Source organism: Flavobacterium caeni (genome assembly GCF_900101895.1).
GTDB lineage: Bacteria > Bacteroidota > Bacteroidia > Flavobacteriales > Flavobacteriaceae > Flavobacterium > Flavobacterium caeni.
In genome coordinates this window covers 1-17216 of record NZ_FMVF01000003.1, presented here as the reverse complement: position 1 = coordinate 17216, position 17216 = coordinate 1, and the positions used below count along the sequence as shown (strand labels likewise).

At 48.9% G+C, this 17216-nt stretch carries 17 protein-coding genes; 14 read left to right on the top strand and 3 right to left on the bottom strand.

All coding sequences use genetic code 11. The features are described from left to right. Window positions 1–4: 4 nt before the first annotated feature. Window positions 5–1087: an endonuclease gene (locus BLP55_RS02425; RefSeq protein WP_091141039.1), complete on the top strand. Its 1083-nt coding sequence runs from the start codon at window positions 5–7 to the stop codon at window positions 1085–1087. A 120-nt stretch (window positions 1088–1207) separates the two neighbouring features. Beyond that, on the top strand, window positions 1208–2305 hold the full coding sequence (locus tag BLP55_RS02420) for an endonuclease (RefSeq protein ID WP_091140745.1): 1098 nt from the start codon (window positions 1208–1210) through the stop codon (window positions 2303–2305). A 71-nt stretch (window positions 2306–2376) separates the two neighbouring features. On the opposite strand, the gene rho is transcribed toward BLP55_RS02420, so the two are convergent. Continuing rightward, entirely contained in the window at window positions 2377–4038 is a 1662-nt protein-coding gene (rho, locus tag BLP55_RS02415; RefSeq protein WP_449403946.1) for a transcription termination factor Rho, read from the bottom strand. 208 nt (window positions 4039–4246) lie between these two features. Between rho and BLP55_RS02410 the strand changes: the two genes are divergently transcribed. The 4 genes from BLP55_RS02410 (at window position 4247) to BLP55_RS02395 (ending at window position 7507) form a co-directional block, all read left to right on the top strand. Continuing rightward, complete coding sequence (locus tag BLP55_RS02410) at window positions 4247–4654, top strand: DUF4293 domain-containing protein (protein ID WP_091140743.1); 408 nt, start codon at window positions 4247–4249, stop codon at window positions 4652–4654. Window positions 4655–4811: 157 nt separating this feature from the next. After that, entirely contained in the window at window positions 4812–5468 is a 657-nt protein-coding gene (locus tag BLP55_RS02405; RefSeq protein ID WP_091140742.1) for a response regulator, read from the top strand. Between the two features lie 11 nt (window positions 5469–5479). Continuing rightward, entirely contained in the window at window positions 5480–5758 is a 279-nt protein-coding gene (locus tag BLP55_RS02400; RefSeq protein WP_091140741.1) for a hypothetical protein, read from the top strand. Between the two features lie 30 nt (window positions 5759–5788). Beyond that, complete coding sequence (locus BLP55_RS02395) at window positions 5789–7507, top strand: tetratricopeptide repeat-containing sensor histidine kinase (protein ID WP_091140740.1); 1719 nt, start codon at window positions 5789–5791, stop codon at window positions 7505–7507. Here the strand turns inward: BLP55_RS02395 and BLP55_RS02390 are convergent. After that, entirely contained in the window at window positions 7504–8001 is a 498-nt protein-coding gene (locus BLP55_RS02390) for a metallophosphoesterase family protein (RefSeq protein WP_091140739.1), read from the bottom strand. The two genes, BLP55_RS02395 and BLP55_RS02390, sit on opposite strands and share 4 nt — an antisense overlap. Before the next feature lie 190 nt (window positions 8002–8191). Between BLP55_RS02390 and truA the strand changes: the two genes are divergently transcribed. Then, entirely contained in the window at window positions 8192–8941 is a 750-nt protein-coding gene (truA, locus tag BLP55_RS02385; RefSeq protein ID WP_091140738.1) for a tRNA pseudouridine(38-40) synthase TruA, read from the top strand. A 237-nt stretch (window positions 8942–9178) separates the two neighbouring features. Then, window positions 9179–10945 (top strand): ABC transporter ATP-binding protein, encoded by a 1767-nt coding sequence (locus BLP55_RS02380; protein WP_091140737.1) that lies wholly within the window; start codon window positions 9179–9181, stop codon window positions 10943–10945. On the opposite strand, the gene BLP55_RS02375 is transcribed toward BLP55_RS02380, so the two are convergent. Next, window positions 10936–11589 (bottom strand): CPBP family intramembrane glutamic endopeptidase, encoded by a 654-nt coding sequence (locus tag BLP55_RS02375; protein WP_091140736.1) that lies wholly within the window; start codon window positions 11587–11589, stop codon window positions 10936–10938. The genes BLP55_RS02380 and BLP55_RS02375 overlap by 10 nt on opposite strands. 211 nt (window positions 11590–11800) lie before the next feature. Here BLP55_RS02375 and lpdA point away from each other — a divergent pair, with 211 nt between their 5' ends. The 6 genes from lpdA to BLP55_RS02345 all read left to right on the top strand — a co-directional run bounded on the left by lpdA (window position 11801) and on the right by BLP55_RS02345 (window position 16740). Next, window positions 11801–13189 (top strand): dihydrolipoyl dehydrogenase, encoded by a 1389-nt coding sequence (gene lpdA, locus BLP55_RS02370; protein ID WP_091140735.1) that lies wholly within the window; start codon window positions 11801–11803, stop codon window positions 13187–13189. A 475-nt stretch (window positions 13190–13664) separates the two neighbouring features. Beyond that, on the top strand, window positions 13665–14819 hold the full coding sequence (locus BLP55_RS02365; RefSeq protein ID WP_244503401.1) for a tyrosine-type recombinase/integrase: 1155 nt from the start codon (window positions 13665–13667) through the stop codon (window positions 14817–14819). A gap of 165 nt (window positions 14820–14984) precedes the next feature. Then, the gene (locus BLP55_RS02360; RefSeq protein WP_139149568.1) at window positions 14985–15419 is read left to right on the top strand and encodes a hypothetical protein; all 435 of its coding nucleotides are present in this window, start codon (window positions 14985–14987) and stop codon (window positions 15417–15419) included. A gap of 11 nt (window positions 15420–15430) precedes the next feature. Beyond that, window positions 15431–15823 carry an energy transducer TonB gene (locus BLP55_RS02355; RefSeq protein ID WP_091140733.1) on the top strand — a complete coding sequence of 131 codons (393 nt, stop codon included), beginning with the start codon at window positions 15431–15433 and terminating at the stop codon, window positions 15821–15823. A 189-nt stretch (window positions 15824–16012) separates the two neighbouring features. Then, on the top strand, window positions 16013–16267 hold the full coding sequence (locus BLP55_RS02350) for a hypothetical protein (RefSeq protein WP_139149567.1): 255 nt from the start codon (window positions 16013–16015) through the stop codon (window positions 16265–16267). Next, window positions 16264–16740 carry a hypothetical protein gene (locus tag BLP55_RS02345; protein ID WP_091140731.1) on the top strand — a complete coding sequence of 159 codons (477 nt, stop codon included), beginning with the start codon at window positions 16264–16266 and terminating at the stop codon, window positions 16738–16740. The genes BLP55_RS02350 and BLP55_RS02345 overlap by 4 nt, the downstream gene beginning before the upstream one ends. The last annotated feature ends 476 nt before the right edge of the window (window positions 16741–17216 follow it).

Genomic DNA, 17216 nt, shown 5'->3' with positions numbered 1-17216 from the left:
CGTGATGAAAAAAATATACTCCATTGTGATCCTCATGCTCAGCCTTGGCGTTTTCGCGCAGCCACCGGCGGGCTACTACAACTCGGCAACGGGTACCGGCTACGTGCTCAAGACCCAGTTGTACAACATCATCAAAGGCCATGACGACCGCGGCTATGCGGGATTGTATGTGACCTATACGACGTCCGACAAGGATTTCTATTACGAAAACAACGGGACAATGCTCGACATGTATACCGAAAACCCAAACGGTCCCGAGTGTGAATTCACCTATGGGGTAAACCAGGACGACGGTACACTCGGTACGATCGAATGTCAGCGTTACAACCGCGAGCACTTGGTTCCGCAGTCGGTGTTCAATGCGGCGACGCCCATGTATTCAGATGCACATTTTGTCGTGCCTTCGGACAAACACGTCAATGCCGTGCGCGGCGATTTGCCGTTCGGGAAGGTCAATGTGGCCAATTTTACGGGAAGTAACGGCACCAAAAGAGGTTCGAATCTGAATTCGGGTTATTCTGCGGGCTATACGGGAACCGTTTTCGAACCAATCGACGAATTCAAAGGCGACATCGCACGTATGCTGCTCTATTTCGCGACGCGGTATGAAAACGTGGTATCGGGCTACAGCTATGTGATGTTCAACGGCACGAGCACGCAGGTTTTTACCAATCCGTTCAAGAATATTTTACTAACCTGGAACGCGCAGGATCCGGTAAGCGCGCGTGAAATCGCCCGAAACAACGCGATCTTTGCGCGTCAGGAAAACCGCAACCCGTACATAGACAACAACGCTTGGGTAACGGCCATTTGGGGTTCGCCGCCTTTGCAAGTCGAGGCTTTCGAAATCCTGTCTTCGGCGACGGTTTATCCCAACCCTACACACGACCGCACCTTGCATATCGAAAGTGGTATCGCCTTGGATCAGGTGGAACTGATTGCCGTGAGCGGACAAACGATCAGATCGATCGACCATCCGCAGGCCATCGACCGCACGTATACCCTAACGGATTTGCCGAGCGGGTTTTATTTTCTCAGGCTCATTTCGGGCGGTCAATCGACGGTCAAAAAAGTACAGATTTACTAGGCTGGATGCCAAAAATATAAGCAAGCCTTCCCTAACCCGGAAGGCTTTTTTATTACGAAATAGTTAAATTTTGCGCAGAATCCAATAATCCCGCTACCTTTGTCAGCCGAAATTCGAAACATGAGAAAAATCTACACTTTCGCCGGCCTGATGTTATCGGGTCTGGCCTTTGCCCAAGCGGGCGCCCCAGCTCCTTACTACAACGGGTTCAACTGGACCCAAACCGGGATGGCACTCAAAAGTGCGTTGTCGACCAAAATCACCAACACGCACACCAACACCTTGAGCTACAACGAGGCCGAAGAAGCGCTCCGTATCGTAGACCTTGACCCAGCCGATGCATCGCACAACAATGTATTGTTGTTGTACGGTTTCAGCAACAACATTTGCCCTTCGGGTTCTGCCGACGACAACGACCACCGCAGAAGGAACAAGGAAAGCGACGGCGGAGGTAGCAACTGCCAATGGAACCGCGAACATACCTACGCCAAATCTTTGGGCAATCCTGATTTGGGCGAAAGCGGACCGGGCGCCGATGCGCACCACCTTCGCGCCGCCGATGTACAACGCAACGGCGACCGCGGGAGCGAGAAATTTGCGGCAGGATCGGGCAATTCGCACGACGTGACCTCACAAACCTGGTATCCGGGCGACGAATGGAAAGGCGACGTGGCGCGTATGATGATGTACATGTATTTGCGTTACGGCAACCGTTGTCTCCCGAAAAATGTCGGTGTAGGCACGACTACCGCAACCGATTCGAACATGATCGATTTGTTCCTGCAATGGAACGCCGAAGATCCGGTGACGGCTTATGAAGACCAACGCAATACCTATTTGGGTAACGCCAACAACAACTACGGACAAGGCAACCGCAACCCGTTTATCGACAACCCGTACCTGGCTACCGTAATCTGGGGCGGACCTGTGGCCGAAAACCGCTGGCCGAACGTATTCCTGTCTACCGATAGTTTTGAACTTGCCGCAGGAATCGTGCTGTACCCGAACCCGGCCACCAATGGCCGCGTCAACATCGAAAGTGCGGTGGCGCTTGAATCGATCGAAGTGGTGAACCTCAACGGACAAATCGTCAAACAAGCAAGCCATCCGGTAGCTTCGGGCAACGTGTATACGCTCGAAGATTTGCCGCAAGGCTTTTACCTGGTCAGGCTGTCGGCGCAAAACCAAACGGCCACCAAGAAAATCATCGTGCATTAATTCATCCTACTTATAAATGAAAAGTCCCGCCATCAGACGGGACTTTTTTATTTTACATCCTAAACAAGACGCTAATCGTTCATCGAAATCAAGAACTCTTCGTTGTTGCGCGTCTTGCTGAAACGGTCGTTGATGAAATCCATCGCCTCGACCGGGTTCATGTCCGACAGGTATTTGCGCATGATCCACATGCGTTGGATCACGTCTTTCGGCAGGAGCAAATCGTCGCGGCGCGTGCTCGACGACGTAAGGTCGATGGCCGGGAAAATACGTCGGTTCGCGATCTTGCGGTCGAGTTGCAATTCCATGTTGCCCGTTCCCTTGAATTCTTCGAAAATAACTTCGTCCATCTTGGAACCGGTTTCGGTGAGCGCCGTGGCGATGATCGACAGCGATCCGCCGTTCTCTACATTACGCGCCGCGCCAAAGAAACGCTTCGGCTTTTGCAACGCGTTGGCATCGACACCACCCGACAATACCTTGCCCGATGCAGGCTGTACGGTGTTGTAGGCGCGTGCCAGACGCGTAATCGAGTCGAGCAAAATCACGACGTCGTGCCCGCACTCGACCAAACGTTTGGCCTTTTCGAGTACGATGTTGGCAATCTTGACGTGCTCCTGCGGCTCGCGGTCGAACGTCGAGGCGATGACCTCGCCGCGTACCGAGCGCTGCATGTCGGTGACCTCTTCGGGACGTTCGTCGATCAAAAGCACCAACAGGTACACCTCGGGATGGTTGGCCGCAATGGCGTTGGCGATGTCCTTCAGGAGCATCGTTTTACCGGTCTTGGGTTGCGCGACAATCATACCGCGCTGCCCCTTCCCGATGGGCGAAAACAAATCGATGATGCGCGTAGAGATCGAGCTGCCCTTCTCGGCAATCCTGAATTTTTCTTGCGGGAATACGGGCGTCAAATGCTCAAACGATACGCGGTCGCGCACAATTTGCGGATCGTGTCCGTTGATCTTGAGCACGCGCACAAGCGGAAAGAACTTCTCGCCTTCCTTGGGCGGACGCACCACGCCTTTGACCGTATCGCCGGTCTTGAGCCCGAACAAACGGATTTGCGACGTGGAAAGGTAAATATCGTCGGGCGACGCTAGGTAGTTGTAATCGGACGAGCGCAAAAAGCCGTAGCCATCGGGCATCATTTCGAGTACGCCTTCGCTTTCGATGATGCCGTCGAATTCGTAATCGGCATCGCGGAAATTGTTGTTGTTCTTTTTGTTTTTGTAGTTCGGATTGCCGTTGCCGTTCTGGTTGGCGTTTGCGTGGCCTTGCGCGTTGCGGTTTTTGTAGTGGTCGCTTTGCGGCTTTCTTTCGGGGGTTTCGGCCTGATTGCTTTCGACGGCCGCGGCAGGTTCTTCTACTGTTGGTTGGAATTCTGCTCTTGGCTCTGCGGCTTCGGGTTTGTTCCGGCGGTCGAAATCGCCTTTTTTGAATTTATTCTTGCGCTGTTTGTTGTCGAAAGCGGGTGCCGGATTGGCTTGTGGTCTTGCAGGCTCGGTAGCGGTTGGGGTTTGCGGTTCCGAAAAAAGGTTTTGTGCGGTTTCGGTAGGCTTTTTGTCGGCGCCGATGCGCGCCCTTTTTGGTTTTGCCGATGGCTCCGAAGCCGTGCCCTGTGCGCTTTCCTGGCGTTTGAGGATTTCCTCGATCAGGACTTCTTTCTTTTTTCCGGCCACTTTGATCGCATGGGCCGATTTGGCAATTTCCTGAAGCTCGGGAAGCTTCATGGTTTTTAATGCTGAAATATCAAACATGTATGTTATTTGAATTTAATTGATATGGGAAATTCTGTAGAATAGCGGAATGTAATGCGGATGGTGAGGACCGCAAATGAGGTAGTTGCGGTTTTGTACTGCAATATTACGAATAAAAATTTACCGTGCAATAGCATTTTATAAAAAGAAAAAATTATTTTTGCTGGGCAATTTTAGCCCTATGATCCAACGCATCCAAACGGTTTATCTCGCGCTCGCACTGCTTACCACAGGCGTGCTGCCGTTCTTTTTTCCGTTGTGGACCATTGCCGGAAAAGCATTCTATTTTATGCAAGACCAGCTGTACGTCGTATTGTTGGGACTCAGCGCCACGCTGTCGTTGTTGGGTATATTGTCTTATAAAAAACGTCAACATCAGTTTGTCATCGGCAGGCTGAACATCATATTAAATTTAATTTTATTAGGATTATTTGTGTATCGTTCGCTAAACTTGTCTGGAGGGGCCTCGGCTCCTGAGAAAGGCATTGGGATGTTCCTCCCGATTGTTTCTATCGTTTTGCTTGTGCTTGCGAATAAAGCCATCAAGAAGGATGAGGATCTCGTAAAATCTGTCGACCGATTGCGGTAAACCTATAAACTTAGTTTATTTTAGTGCGAAGAAAACCCGGTTCATTCCGGGTTTTTTTATGGGCGCCTCACTAAATTTGGTTAGAAGCAAAAATCACCGATTTTAGTGAGCGGTTTGTAACGTTTAATGTTATAAATTTGGACTATATCGCCAGAACATGAAAAAAAAGATCCGCATTTACCTTGCCGACGACCACCAAGTGCTCATCGACGGCATGCAGGCCGTACTCCATACCAACCCCAATTTTGAAGTGGCGGGCTTTTCGCTCAATGGCGTCAATGTGGTCGAGCAGGCCGCCAAGACCAAGGCCGACATACTCGTGATGGACATCAACATGCCTGAAAAGGACGGGATCGAGGTGCTCAAGGATTTGTCGGGTTCGGAGTTCCCGTTCAAGGTGATCATCCTCTCGAGTTACGACGACCTCAAACTCATCAAAGAAGTGATGAAACTGGGCGCCAGCGGCTACCTGACCAAGCAATGCGCGGGCGAAAACATCGTCGAGGCGATACAGGCCGTAGAAAACGGCGAAGAGTATTTTTGCAAGACGGTGCGTGACAAGATTTTCAGTTCGTTTACGCGCAACAACATCAAGCCCAACAGCGAGACTTCTAATTTTTCGTTGACCGAACGCGAGCTCGAGATCATCAAGCTCATCTCGCTCGAATACAGCGGCAAGGAAATCAGCGAAGAACTGTCGATCAGCACCAATACGGTAGAGACGCACCGCAAAAACCTTGTCAAGAAACTCAACGTCAAGAACTCGATCGGGCTGGTCAAATTCGCCATCAAACACAATCTCATTAACCAATAAAAACAAACACCATGGCACTCGTTAAAGACTATGGGGCAAAGGTACTTACCTACCCCAATTTTCAAGTAGATTTTAAGATCCCAGACAATTGCAACTATGTCCAAACCCTGGTTTCAAAAACCTACAACATCACCGTACAGCTTAACCCCGGCTGCAACAAACCATCGGCCGTTTACATGGCCTGCAGTCTTCAATTGAATGCAATCGACGACTGTCTTGACGTTGATTTTGTTCAGATACTGAACGGGATAACCACCACCAAACCCAAAATAAAAATTGTAAATACCTAGGTTATTAAGAAAATATGTTCCATCCTGTTTTTGATTGGCTTCGGCATCTTCGCGCAAGGTGCCGAAACCGATTCGGTGGACGTTTATCTGGGGCAACAAAAGATTTCGAAAGCGCTCGTTTTCGCCATCGCCGATGGCGACGCGCGATTAAAGAAAAAAGATTATAAAGGATACTGCCATACCTGCCTCAAAAAGAGTAAGATTTACACACAGCTCAACGACACGCAAAAATCGATCGATGTGCTCTTTGTCGGGCTGAAGGTTGCCGAACGACATGGGCTTCACGTAGAGCGGGTCTTGTTACTTAATTACATCGGCCGCAGCTTCGAGTCGGGTTTCAACAACGAAAAATCGCTCGAATACTATCGCAAAGCAGACCAAGTCGCCAAGAAACATGGTCGCGATACGCTACGGGCTTTTGTGGGGCAAAACATCTACAAACGTTTTTTGGTTGCCGGACAATACGATAGCGCCCATTTTTACGCGCAGCGCATCATGTCCATCTTCAAGACCAGCAAAAATTACGACCAGGGTTACCGTGCCCACAGCAACCTTTCTGCCTACTACTTTACGCTCAAACAGTATGAGCGCGGTAAAAAACACCTTGACTCGGCCACATTCTATGCCGAAAAACAAAAAAAAAGAGAATACTTGATGAGCAGCTACATGAATCTCGGCTACTATTATCTGACGGCCAAACGGGATTTCAAAAGCGGCGAGAAACAGTATTTCAAGGCACTTGCGGTAATCGGCAACGACACACTATCAGAAGACGCCACCGACTGTTATCTCAACCTTTCGTATGTTTATGAACAGCTCAACGACCACAAACAGGCGAACGTCTACCTCAACAAATACGTCACCAACACGGGATTGGTGTTCGAGCGAAAACTCAACTCGCAAGCCAAGGAAGCCGAAACCAAGTACGAAATCGAAAAGGTAGAAGACCGCTACAGGCGACAACAATCAGAACTCGTCGAGCGGCAATCCAAACGACAAAAGATTCTTATCGTTGTCATTGCATTGCTCGTGGTGTTGGCCGTCTTGTTCTATTTCTTCAACCAAAACATCCGGCTCAAGGAAAAGAACAAACTCAAGGACATCGAAAGCCAGCTCCAGCAAAACATCCTCAACGCCACGATCGACGGGCAAGAGATCGAACGCAAGAAAATCGCCAGCGTACTGCACGACAGCATCAGCGCGCAACTGTCGTCGGCCGGGCTACATTTGTCGGCTTTTGCCGCGACAAAAGGCATCGACTCGGACGAAATTTCCAAAACCCGCGCCATCCTCAAGGAAGCCCACGACAAGGTTCGGGATTTGTCGCATGAATTGTTGCCTACCCTGCTCGCCAAATTCGGGCTTTTGTATGCGCTGCAGGATTTGTGCGAAAAGAACTCGAACTCATTGATCGAATTTGACTACCAAAGCAACATCACCGAAAAGAAACGGTACAACGAGGACTACGAAATGAAAGTCTATTTCATTGTTACCGAACTGCTCAACAACGTCCTCAAACACAGCGGCGCCAGCCAAGCCAAGTTGACCGTCAACGAAAGCAACCGTCATCTCGAAATCACAATTTCCGACAACGGAAAAGGATTCGACAGCGCCAAGCCCATAAGCAGCGAAGGTTTCGGACTCACGCAAATCAGGGCGCGTATCGTGGGCATGAAGGGCAAATTCGTCATCGATTCCAAACGGGGGCACGGCACCTCGATCCGTATCCGCATTCCGGTGGTAGACTAGGCGCGCTTGCCGAGCTCGATGATCTCGAGGTCCTTGATTTGCGCCCCATCGATGACAAACCTCAGCATCGTACGCACCTGATGGAACCCGCTTATGCCCGCCGCGCCGGGATTCATGTGTAGTAAATTCAGTTTTTTATCGAACATGACCTTGAGGATGTGCGAATGTCCGCAAATGAACAGCTTGGGCGGGTTGGACGTCATTTCCTGTCTGATGGATGGATTGTATTTGCCCGGATAGCCGCCGATGTGCGTGATCCAAACATCTACGCCTTCGCACAGGAACCGGTTGTGGAGCGGAAATTCGAGCCGCGCCTTGTCGCCATCGATGTTGCCGTACACACCGCGCAACGGCTTGTGTTTTTGCAATTCATCGGTCACGCGCAAATCGCCGATGTCGCCCGCATGCCATACCTCGTCGGCTTGCGCGACATATTTGAGGATGGTGTCGTCGAGGTGGCTGTGCGTGTCGGAAAGCAAAAGGATTTTTTTCATGGCGTGTTGATTCGTGCAAAAATAGGCAAACCATTTATTGTCTATTTTTCATTTTGTATTTTTTATCACCATTCGTTCCGGACCTCTTGTCCTTCGTCATTCGTCATTCGACATTCGACATTCGTCACGCGACTATTAACATTTTCTTACACCATTAAATCCCTATCTTTGCGTGTCAAAAAAACCAAACTTGCGCTACTTCGTCGAATTCGCCTACAACGGTGCCGCCTATTGTGGCTGGCAAAAGCAACCCGATGCCGTCACGGTACAGGGCACGCTCGAAGCCGCGCTCTCGACGGTGTTGCGCACGCCCATCGCGCTCACGGGTGCGGGCCGTACCGACACGGGCGTACACGCGCGCCAGCAATTCGCGCACTTTGACCACGACGGATTCGATACCCAAAAAGCGGCTTATGCGGTCAACGCTGTGCTGCCCAAGGGCATTGCGGTACGTGGTTTTTATGCGTTGCACGACCAGGCGCATGCGCGCTTCGATGCCAAACAGCGCACCTACGAATACCATGTGCACCGTTACAAGGATCCGTTTTTGAACGACTTTAGCTTCCAGTATTTGTTCCCGCTCGATGTCGCGATGATGAACCGGGCCGCCGCCTTGCTGTTCGATTATACCGATTTTGAATGTTTTTCGAAGGTCAAGACCGATGTAGGTACGTTCATTTGCCGCATCGACCGCGCCGAATGGACACAAAACGGCGAGCGTTTGGTGTTTACGATCTCGGCCGACCGCTTTTTGCGCAACATGGTACGCGCCATCGTAGGAACGCTCATCGATGTTGGTTTGGGTAAAAAGTCTATCGCCGATTTCAAGGCCGTACTCGAAAGCAAGGACCGCGGCGCGGCCGGTTTCTCGGTACCTGCGCACGGGTTGTATTTGACCGAGATTGTCTATGATTACGTCCAAAGCCCTAGCCCTGATTAGGGCCGAGCGAAAAAAAAACAGTCCAGTGGACTGTTTTAGCGAAGGAGCCAGGCGGCGCGTTGGCCTCGATTAAAAAATATGTTCTAACAAAGCAAGGAGCCCTAGCCCTGATTGAAGTGGAAATCCTTTTTTTGGATTCGCTGTAACGCAGTGGAAGCAAATCCAAAAGCGCAGCGAAAAAGATTGAAACGGAAAGCAGGAAATAGCTCCAAAAAAAATAAGCATCAACGCAATCAAATGAAAGCCAAAGCCTTCGACATACAAATCTTTAAACGCATCCTCGCCTACACCAAGCCGTACCAATCGCGCTATTATGCGGTGGTGGCGTTTGCGATCGCCTTGTCGGGGTTTGCGGCGTTGCGCCCTTACCTGCTCAAACAAACCGTCGATGCCTACATCGCACCCAAGGACCAGCACGGGTTGTTGCTTTACATCACGGCCATGGGCGTGGTGTTGCTGCTCGAGGTGTTGTCGCAGTTTTACTTTGTGTTCTGGGCCAACTGGCTCGGCCAGGACATCATCAAGGACATCCGGATCAAGTTGTTCAAGCACATGTTGTCCTTTAGGATGCAGTATTACGACAACGCGCCCGTGGGGCAACTCGTCACACGCGCCGTATCGGACATCGAGGCCATCGCGCGCATCTTCAGCCAGGGGCTTTTCATGATCATCAGCGACTTGCTCAAGATGATCGTGGTGCTGTTGTTCATGTTCTACATGAACTGGAAACTCACCTGGATCGTGATCTTGGCCATGCCTATTTTGGTGTTCGTCACACGCGTGTTCCAAAAGAAAATGCAGCTCGCGTTCGAGGAAGTACGCACGCAAATCGCGGCCATGAATACCTTTGTGCAGGAACGCGTCACGGGCATGAAGATCGTACAACTCTTTAACCGCGAGGCCATCGAAGCCGACAAGTTCCGCGAGATCAACGCCAAACATAAAAAAGCGTGGATCAAGACCATTTTGTACAACTCGATCTTTTTCCCGATCGCCGACATCATTTCGTCGTTTACGCTCGGATTTGTCGTGCTGTATGGCGGCTACCACATCCTTAGCGGCGATACGATGACCACGTTTGGGGATTTGTTTTCGTATACGATGTTCATCAGCATGCTCTTTAACCCGTTGCGTCAGATTGCCGATAAGTTCAACGAGATGCAGATGGGGATGATCGCGGCCAACCGCGTGTTCGAGATCTTGGACACCAACAGCCACATCCAGGACACCGGCACGCTCGAAGCGCCGACTTTCAAAGGCGCGATTGCGTTCAAGGAGGTGCGTTTTGGTTATCTCGAAAACGAAGAAGTCATCAAAGGGATTTCATTGACGGTGCAACCCGGCCAAACCATTGCCATCGTAGGGTCGACGGGCGCGGGCAAATCGACCATCATCAACCTGCTCAACCGTTTTTACGAGATCAACGGCGGGACGATTTCGATAGACGGCACCGACATCAAGGACTATTCGCTGGCGTCGATCCGCAAACAGATTGCCGTGGTGTTGCAGGAAGTGTTCCTCTTCGCCGATACGATCCTGGCCAACATCACGCTCAACAACCCCAACATCACCGAGGCCGACGTGGTTGCCGCCGCCCAAAAAATCGGTGTACACGATTTCATCATGAGCCTGCCCGGCGGTTACCACTACAACGTCAAGGAACGCGGCGTGATGCTCTCGTCGGGGCAACGCCAGTTGATCGCCTTTTTACGTGCCTATGTGAGCAACCCAAGCATCCTGATCCTCGACGAGGCAACATCGTCTGTAGATACCTATTCGGAGGAATTGATCCAGCGCGCGACCGAAACGATCACCGCAGGACGCACGTCGATTGTCATCGCGCACCGCTTGGCCACTGTGGTCAACGCCGACAAGATTGTAGTGATGGACAAAGGGTTGATCGTAGAAGAGGGCACGCACCAGGAGTTGTTGAACAAACCAGAGGGTTACTACAAAAACCTGTACGAGTCGCAATTCTTGGTCGAGCAACGCGATCAGGCGTAGAACGACAAATACCCGAAATAGGCCAAGGTCAAGAACAGCGTATCGATAAGTCCATGCACGATGATGTTGATCCAGATGTTCTTGAAAGACTGGAACAACGCGCCAAAGGCCAATCCAAACACGAACGTCGTGGCCAGCCCGGCATAGCCCTGGTAAAGGTGCGGCAAGCTAAACAGTACGGCGCTCAAAACCACGATGACCGCTTTTCGGTTCCCGATGATCCTCTCGAGTTGCGCAAACGCAAAAGCGCGAAACAACAGCTCCTCGCCAAAGGCAGCGCTGATCCACATATAAATTAAATATTTGAGGTACTTGCCCGTATTGCCCTCGAGCGCGGCAAATGCGGAATAATCGGCGGGTTCGTTGAATGCGAGGTTGATGGCGGGCTGCACGACAAAATCCATGACGGCTTCGAGCGCGGCAAAACAAACCAGGATGCGTAGGAAATCTGCGCCAGACAGCTTCCTGAAACGCAATTCGTCGAGGCTTTGGCTTTGTGCATACGTCGCCAACAGGATAAAGGCGATGATGACGCAAAACGTAAACGGGAATTTGGTGAGCGGATTGTAGATCAACCCCATGGCCAACGCAAGCAAGAGCAGCGCGCCTATTTTGTGATTGAGAAATGTTCGGATGGACACCATATCTGGTTGTTTGCGCTAAGATAAGCCAATACCGCCATTGGTTGAAAACCAAAATGCGCGAGTGTCTGTTTTCCTGCATCCAAAGCGGCAAACTTTGTCACGAAGAAACTTTACAATCCGCAAATAAATCCCTAATTTCGTAACCGCAAATAAATGCGGGAACAGGTCTTGGGCCGGTTCCTACCTACCAAAATCAATAAACACTTAGAAAATGAAATACGACATCATCGTTTTAGGAAGCGGACCGGGCGGCTATGTGGCGGCCATCAGGGCTTCGCAACTGGGCTTCAAGACGGCCATCATCGAAAAGGAACACCTGGGCGGCATTTGCCTCAACTGGGGTTGTATCCCCACCAAGGCGCTTTTGAAATCGGCGCAGGTTTTCGATTACCTCAAGCACGCTTCCGACTACGGGATCACCGTGAACGGTTATGACAAAGATTTTAACGCGATGATCCAACGCTCGCGCGGCGTGGCCGACGGCATGAGCAAGGGCATCCAGTTTTTGATGAAAAAGAACAAGATCGATGTGATTGACGGTGCGGGTAAACTCAAGCCGGGCAAAAAGATCGACGTGACCGCTGCCGACGGCAAAGTGACCGAGTATTCGGCAGACCACATCATCATTGCAACCGGCGCGCGTTCACGCGAATTGCCGAACCTGCCGCAGGACGGCAAGAAAGTGATCGGCTACCGCCAGGCGATGAACTTGCCGACGCAACCCAAATCGATGATCGTGGTTGGATCGGGCGCCATTGGGGTCGAGTTCGCACATTTTTACAACTCGATCGGTACCGAAGTGACCATCGTCGAATTCTTGCCGAACATCGTGCCGCTCGAAGACGAAGACGTTTCGAAGCAAATGGAACGCTCAATGAAAAAAGCGGGACTCAAGATCATGACCAATTCGTCGGTCGAAAGGATCGACACCAGCGGTAGCGGCGTCAAGGCGTTTGTCAAGACCGCCAAGGGCGAAGAGGTGCTCGAAGCCGAAGTATTGCTCTCGGCCGTGGGCATCAAGACCAACATCGAGAACATCGGGCTCGAGGCATGCGGCATCGCCACCGACCGCGACAAGATTTTGGTGAACGATTTTTACCAGACCAACATCCCGGGCTATTACGCCATTGGCGATGTGGTTCCAGGACCGGCATTGGCCCACGTGGCCTCGGCCGAAGGCATCACCTGCGTCGAGAAGATCGCGGGCTTGCACGTAGACAAGATCGATTATGGCAACATTCCGGGTTGTACGTATGCGTCGCCCGAAATTGCATCGGTGGGGCTTACCGAAAAACAGGCTAAGGAAAAAGGCTACGAGCTCAAGATCGGGAAATTCCCGTTTTCGGCATCGGGCAAGGCCAAGGCTGCCGGTGCGCCTGACGGATTCGTCAAGGTAATCTTTGACGCCAAATACGGCGAATGGCTCGGTTGCCACATGATTGGCGCGGGCGTGACCGATATGATCGCCGAGGCGGTCGTGGCGCGCAAACTCGAGACCACAGGCCATGAAATCATCAAATCGGTGCACCCGCACCCGACGATGAGCGAGGCCATCATGGAAGCCGCCGCCGACGCGTATGGCGAGGTGATACACTTGTAGATTATTATACTTTACGATTTGATAGAATATCCGTTTTGCGAGAGTAAAGCGGATTTTTTTTGACTGTCATTAGCAAAACCGAATGTCCACTGGACATTCTCCTCTTAATCTCAAATGTTTGGTGAGCGCCGGACGGATTTTTTTTTGTCGAATGACGAATGACGAATGACGAATGACGAACGACGAAAGACGAAAGACGAACGACGAACGACGAATGACGAATGACGAACCGCAAGCGACGAATAGATAATAAAAATAAAAAATAGAGAATAATCCTTGCGCGGTGGCGATCAAACCGCAATACACCATAGTTTCTCGAGTCCCTAGCCCCGATTGCAGTGGAAATCCTTTTATGGAGTCCCGACGCTTCGGGACGCAATAAAAGATTGCAACGTAAAGCGGGAAACAGCTCCTAAAAAATCAACCGATACAAAAAATTCGTATTTTTATATCGTATACGCCAAATAGATTTTTTATGCAAACGCCACTTCCTACTGTCGTGCTGGACCGTGCGGTTCACCGCAATCAAACCATACTTACCATTGCATTCGAACGCAGCCGTGCGCTGGCGACCGTTGCGCAACAAGCCCTCGGGGCCAAATGGAGCCAGACGCGCAAGGTTTGGTATTTGCCTTATTCGCAAAACAACAAGGCGCAGGTGTTGGCGGTGATGCAGCGGTATGCGCCCGTCGATGCCTCGCGTGTGCAATCGAAGGCCGAAAAGGACGCGCACAACATGCACGATGTGGTGCTGCCCGAGGCGATGCGCGACGAGATCGACCGGTTCAGGAAATGGATGCTGACCAAGCGCTACAGTGATTCGACGGTGACGACCTATGTTTCGCTGGTGGTGTTTTTCTGCAAATACCTGCACAAACGGCATTGTACCGCGCTTACGCCCATGATTGTGCCGCGGTTCAACTATGAATTCATCGTTTTGCCCCGGAAATCGATTTCCTATCAGAACCAGGCCATCAACGCAATCAAACAGTTTTTTGAATACCGCGGGATCGAGGTCGAGATTGGCGAAATCGAGCGTCCGAAGCGCGAGAAGAAACTGCCCGTGGTGTTGAGTCTGGACGAGGTGAACCGCATTATCTCGTTTGCTTACAACTTGCGTCACAAAACGCTGCTGTGCTTGATTTACTCGGGCGGATTCAGGCTCAGCGAAGCGATCAACCTGAAACTCGCCGATATCGACAGCCAACGGATGCTGATTCACATCAAGGCGGCCAAGGGGCGCAAGGACCGGTATACGCTGCTCTCGCAAAAGGCGCTGGCCATAATGCGCGAATACTGCAACGTTTATACGCCCAAGGTGTATTTGTTCGAAGGCCCGAATGGCGAACGCTACTCGCCGCGATCGGTTCAAAATGTGGTAAAAGTAGCGGTGACGCGCGCCGGAATCACCAAGCACATCACGCCGCACAGCTTGCGTCATAGTTTTGCGACGCACCTTCTGGAGAACGGTACCGATTTGCGCTACATACAAAATCTGCTGGGCCACAACAGCCCGAAAACAACCATGATTTATACGCACGTGAGCGAAATGGCGGTCCAAAAAATACGCAATCCGTTCGACACGATGGAATTAAACACCCAACCCCTGCCCGACCATCTGAATTTTTAGTATACTTGTATTTTATTATACGTAATTTTATTCGCATAACGTGCTGATTTGGGGTGTTTGGTGGGGTGGAGTTGCGTGGATAAGATAGTTAAGTAACAGCGCACGCGACCGTCGTAAATATCGTGAAAATCGTCAAAACTCGAAAAGGAAAAATGATTCTCTTTCGTGACATTCAAACCTAATGAAAACTTTGCGGAAAATCTTTGTCAATTGTTTTACGTGACATTCATTCCTATTGAAAACTTTGTGGAAAATCTTTGTCAATTGTTTTACGTGACATTCATTCCTATTGAAAACTTTGTGGAAAATCTCTGTCAATTGTTTTACGTGACATTCATTCCTATTGAAAACTTTGTGGAAAATCTTTGTCATTTTTTAATACAAAACGGTTTTCACGGCTTAAAATTCAAAAAAATCAGCTTTGTCATAAATTCGCGCCGTTACTTAACAGCCTGTAACCGCAATCGCGGAGATTTTCGTAACCGGAAATTGTTAGTTCACGAAGAAAGTTCTATCTTGGCAGAGAGAACTCAGTTCGCTTTTTCCGCGACTACGGTTACAGGCGAAACGTTGAGCGACATTACTGGAAGAACCTGGTAACACATATAAACATGAAAAAAATCTATCTCATATTATTTATATTATTTGTCCAAAATGCTTTTTCACAAAACACCACAGGCGAAATTGTGGTAGAAGAAGAACCAGTATATCGAGCAGATCAAGTTGATGTAAAAGCTGAATTTCCAGGCGGAATGAGTAAGTTTTATGAATATTTAATCAAGAATTTTAAACGACCTGAGAAAAGGGTTCCTGGAAAAGTATTTTTATCTTTTGTTGTAGAATCGGATGGTTCAATTAAAAAGGTAAGAATTGTAAAAAATGAAGTTGATGCAGAATTCGGAAATGAAGCCATACGAGTACTGAAAATGTCTCCAAAATGGATTCCTGCCGAAAAGGATGGGAAAAAAGTTAGGTCTTTATTTTCAATTCCCATAAACTCATAGGAAGATAACGTCGCTCAACCGCGCATTTACTCAAAGCGCTGGTTTTCGGTAGCCGGAAAGTTGTGGTTTCACGAAGAAACATTATCTTCGGCAGAGAGAACTCAGTTCGCTGGCGCCGCGTTTGCGCAAATGCGCCTAACGTTGGCTGCAAGCCGCGAGGATCGCGGAAAACTACAACCAAGAAATATTATGGAAAGAATTAACACTGTAAACGGTTTGACAATTGATTTTGAAAGAATAAGAAATATTCGACAAGAATCAGAATTTTTAATAATTGAATATAACGCAAGGATTGAATACTCCAAAAATCCATTTACCGGAGAAATTGAAAAAAGCGAAATAAGCGAATCAATCTCTAAAGAGTTCCATAGTTATGAATCAGCGCGAGATAACCATATTGATATTAAAGATTATTGGAATGAATATTTAACTCAAAAGGTATGATTTCGCAAGATTTTGAAAGTTATAAATATGACCATCTTACACATTTACAAGTAGGAAAAATTGGTGAATATTGGACGAAAATGTGGCTAACTTTTGCTGGTTTAGATATTTATTCATCTGAAGTAGATGATAGAGGGATTGATTTTATTATAAGAACAGACAACAATAAGCATATTGATATTCAAGTTAAAACTATACGAGAAAAAACTGGATATATTTTCGTGACTAAAGATTCTTGGAAAGACGGCTTAAAAGAAAACTTATATTTAGCACTTGTGTTAATGCAAAACCACAAGATGCCAGTTGTCTATTTTATTCCTTCAACGGTTTGGTTAAATCCAAACGAATTATTTAAAGATAAACTTTATGATAAACCAGGACAGAAAAGTAAACCTGAATGGGGAATAAATATTTCAAAAAAAAATATGGAATTGCTTTCTAAATACGACATATCAAAAATGGTTTCTAAATAACGGCCAGCAGCCAACAGCCTGTAACCGCAATCGCTAAGATTTCGGTAGCCGGAAATTGCTAGTTCACGAACATTGTTTATCTTCGGCAGAGAGAACTCGCCTCGCTTTTTCCGCGACTACGGTTACAGGCGAAACGTTATAAGAACCTTGTTTTTCCCCATAAGCTACGAACCGCTGATTTAGGAATAACAATTTTCCTTCTTTATTTTTTTGAAATATGATTCTCATGCCGAAGGTTTTTATATGAGTTTCGTTGCCAAAAAAGCTTTGACAATTTGCCTCGTTGAGTTTCGCTAAAACTTATAAATTCGGAACATCTTGCAAATGATTTCCTTTTATGGGAAATCATTTTTTGACGTCTTCGTGAAAAATAATTTCAAGACATTCGTTGTCATTGCTTTGCTGCAAGGTTCTTATAACAGCGCATTTACGTGATCGCTGGTTTTCGGTAGCCGGAACGTTTTAGTTTCACGAAC

Coding starts and splice junctions, on each gene's coding strand:
- BLP55_RS02390 (WP_091140739.1), bottom strand. CDS start 8,001: ATGAAAAAAATCCTTTTGCTTTCCGACACGCACAGCCACCTCGACGAC.
- BLP55_RS02345 (WP_091140731.1), top strand. CDS start 16,264: ATGATTTCGCAAGATTTTGAAAGTTATAAATATGACCATCTTACACAT.
- BLP55_RS02365 (WP_244503401.1), top strand. CDS start 13,665: ATGCAAACGCCACTTCCTACTGTCGTGCTGGACCGTGCGGTTCACCGC.
- BLP55_RS02355 (WP_091140733.1), top strand. CDS start 15,431: ATGAAAAAAATCTATCTCATATTATTTATATTATTTGTCCAAAATGCT.
- BLP55_RS02350 (WP_139149567.1), top strand. CDS start 16,013: ATGGAAAGAATTAACACTGTAAACGGTTTGACAATTGATTTTGAAAGA.
- BLP55_RS02425 (WP_091141039.1), top strand. CDS start 5: ATGAAAAAAATATACTCCATTGTGATCCTCATGCTCAGCCTTGGCGTT.
- BLP55_RS02420 (WP_091140745.1), top strand. CDS start 1,208: ATGAGAAAAATCTACACTTTCGCCGGCCTGATGTTATCGGGTCTGGCC.
- BLP55_RS02405 (WP_091140742.1), top strand. CDS start 4,812: ATGAAAAAAAAGATCCGCATTTACCTTGCCGACGACCACCAAGTGCTC.
- rho (WP_449403946.1), bottom strand. CDS start 4,038: ATGAAGCTTCCCGAGCTTCAGGAAATTGCCAAATCGGCCCATGCGATC.
- BLP55_RS02375 (WP_091140736.1), bottom strand. CDS start 11,589: ATGGTGTCCATCCGAACATTTCTCAATCACAAAATAGGCGCGCTGCTC.
- lpdA (WP_091140735.1), top strand. CDS start 11,801: ATGAAATACGACATCATCGTTTTAGGAAGCGGACCGGGCGGCTATGTG.
- BLP55_RS02380 (WP_091140737.1), top strand. CDS start 9,179: ATGAAAGCCAAAGCCTTCGACATACAAATCTTTAAACGCATCCTCGCC.
- BLP55_RS02410 (WP_091140743.1), top strand. CDS start 4,247: ATGATCCAACGCATCCAAACGGTTTATCTCGCGCTCGCACTGCTTACC.
- BLP55_RS02400 (WP_091140741.1), top strand. CDS start 5,480: ATGGCACTCGTTAAAGACTATGGGGCAAAGGTACTTACCTACCCCAAT.